The 2613-nt window shown below is 68.7% G+C and carries 3 protein-coding genes; 2 read left to right on the plus strand and 1 reads right to left on the minus strand.

Annotated features, from left to right (window positions below):
- Positions 1–355: 355 nt before the first annotated feature.
- Positions 356–1006, minus strand: a complete 651-nt coding sequence (locus ABZ719_RS37490) for a DNA-3-methyladenine glycosylase (protein WP_037862045.1) — start codon at positions 1004–1006, stop codon at positions 356–358.
- A gap of 139 nt (positions 1007–1145) precedes the next feature.
- Here ABZ719_RS37490 and ABZ719_RS37495 point away from each other — a divergent pair, with 139 nt between their 5' ends.
- Both ABZ719_RS37495 and ABZ719_RS37500 read left to right on the plus strand, forming a co-directional pair.
- The gene (locus tag ABZ719_RS37495; RefSeq protein WP_037862047.1) at positions 1146–1928 is read left to right on the plus strand and encodes a sporulation protein; all 783 of its coding nucleotides are present in this window, start codon (positions 1146–1148) and stop codon (positions 1926–1928) included.
- A gap of 51 nt (positions 1929–1979) precedes the next feature.
- Positions 1980–2519 (plus strand): YbhB/YbcL family Raf kinase inhibitor-like protein, encoded by a 540-nt coding sequence (locus ABZ719_RS37500; protein WP_366729646.1) that lies wholly within the window; start codon positions 1980–1982, stop codon positions 2517–2519.
- Positions 2520–2613 lie beyond the last annotated feature (94 nt).

Genomic DNA, 2613 nt, shown 5'->3' on the forward strand with positions numbered 1-2613 from the left:
TTTCCGATCCGATTTCCTCGGTGCTTTCCAGGTTCCCGCTCCGCTTTCGCTTCGCGTTTCCCTTTCCGGCGGTTCCGACTCTATCAGATCCTTTTTCGATCCGATTCCCGGTCGGGGGGCTCGTCTCGGACTTTCGGGCTTTCGCTCGTCGGCCTTTCGACCTTCACTACGCTAGCCGATTCCCGGCCCGATTCATAATCGGGCTCCGCGAGTTCGAATTCCAACGTGCGAGCACGCCAGAATCGACCCCGACGAAGGGGTGAAAGCTAGAGAGTGGGTTGGCCGCTCCGGCTGCAGGCGATCGCCGTACCCGGTTCAGCGGCTCGGGCTACGTTACGCACCTTGCGGGGACGAGTCAACTTCGGCGCCGCTTGGGCACGTGGGCGCGGTACGGGCTGACCGTCGGGTCGTCGGCGACCCAGTAACGCCAGGGGTGGACGTCGCCGTTGCCTCCCTCGCCGGCGACGCCGGTGCGCGGGCCGTTGCGCAGCTGACCGGAGGAGACCGGGGTCCCGGTCAGTATGCGGATCGGGGTGTCGCCCGCGGCGCAGGCGTCGGTGCCGTCCAGGGCGCGGTCGACGCCCAGGGCCGTGGCCAGCCGGGCGGGCCCCTTGGCCAGTTCCTTGTCGTTGCGCGCCGCCGGCCTGCGGGTGCGCGCCAGCTCGGCTCCCTCGACGATCTCTCCGGCGCGGAGCAGGACCCCGCTCGCCCGGCCCTCCGGTCCGCAGACCAGGTTCATGCAGTGCCACATGCCGTAGGTGAAGTAGACGTACACGTGTCCGGGAGGACCGAACATCACCGCGTTGCGGGCCGTGCGGCCGCGGTAGGCGTGGGATCCCGGGTCGTTCGGGCCGTCGTAGGCCTCGACCTCGGTGAGGCGCAGCGCGATCGGGCCGTCGGGGGTCGTGCGGACGAGGATCCGCCCCAGGAGGTCCGGGGCGACGTCGAGGACGGGACGGTCGAAGAAGTCTCTGGGCAGTGGCGTACGGTCCGAGGGCGCGATCATGGCTTCCGAGCGTAGTCCAGACGGGTGGGTGTCAAGGGCTGGTCAAGGATCCCTTCGCTTGCCAGGGTGTGGACGCGGAACCGGCCTGGGCCGGATCGCGTAAGTAGGGATCAGGGATCCACACCGTAGAGGGAGAGACATGGCGTTCAGGAAGCTGCTCGCGAGCCTCGGGGCGGGCGGGGCGTCCGTCGAGACCGAACTGCACGAGGTCAACGTCGTGCCGGGCGGGGTCGTGCAGGGTGAGGTGCGGATCCAGGGCGGATCCGTGAACCAGGCGATCGAGGGGCTGTCGGTCGGGCTCCAGGCCAAGGTCGAGGTGGAGAGCGGCGACGAGGAGTACAAGCAGGACATCGAGTTCACCAAGGTGCGGCTCGGCGGGGCCTTCGAGCTGCAGGCCGGCGCGGTGCACGCGGTGCCGTTCGGGCTGGAGATCCCGTGGGAGACGCCGGTCACGATGATCGACGGGCAGTCCCTGCGGGGCATGCACATCGGGGTGACCACGGAGCTGGCGATCGCCCGCGCGGTGGACTCCGGTGACCTCGACCCGATCAACGTGCACCCGATGCCGGCGCAGAAGGCGATCCTGGACGCGTTCATCCAGCTGGGCTTCCGCTTCAAGCACGCGGACATGGAGCGCGGTCACATCCGCGGGACGCGGCAGCGGCTGCCGTTCTACCAGGAGATCGAGTTCTACCCGCCCTCGGAGTACCGGGGTCTGAACGAGGTCGAGCTGAGTTTCGTGGCCGACGAGCACGCGATGGACGTGGTGCTGGAGATGGACAAGAAGCCCGGTCTGTTCAGCGAGGGCAGCGACACCTACCGCTCGTTCCAGGTCGGCCTGCACGACTACCAGCAGACCGACTGGGCGGCGTACCTCCACCAGTGGATCGCCGAGGTCGGCAGCAAGCGCAGCTGGTTCTAGGACCTGTCCTAGGCTCGGTGGTGACAACAGGAACGATCAGGAGGTACCGAGGTGACCGAGCTCAAGCGGCGGCCGCTCCCCCACGACTTCCATCCGCCCGTGCCGTCGTTCACGGTCACGAGCGACGACGTCCGGGAGGGGGCGACGCTCAAGGAAGCTCAGGTCCAGGCGGCGGGGAACACCTCTCCGCAGCTGCGCTGGGAGGGATTCCCGCCCGGGACCAAGAGCTTCGCCGTGACCTGCTACGACCCGGACGCCCCCACGGGCAGCGGGTTCTGGCACTGGGTGCTGTTCGACATCCCTGCCTCGGTGACGGAACTGCCGGCGGGTGCCGGCGGCGGGAAGTTCGAGGGCCTGCCCGAGGGTGCCGTGCACGCGCGCAACGACTACGGCACGAAGGACTTCGGGGGTGCCGCGCCGCCGCCGGGTGACGGGCCGCACCGATACGTCTTCACGGTGTACGCCGTGGATCAGGACAAGCTCGGTCCGGACGCGGACGCCTCCCCGGCGGTGGTCGGCTTCAACCTGCGGTTCCACACGCTGGGCCGGGCCCAGCTGATCGGTGAGTACGAGGTGCCCGCCCAGGGCTGAGAGCTGCGAACAAAAGGGGAGTCCGATCAGCTCGCGGCGTCCGGTGCGTGCGATCGCAAGGCGCCGGAAGGTCCTTGTAGCGGAGCTACCAGGG

Source organism: Streptomyces sp. NPDC006743, assembly GCF_040703815.1.
Classification (GTDB): domain Bacteria; phylum Actinomycetota; class Actinomycetes; order Streptomycetales; family Streptomycetaceae; genus Streptomyces.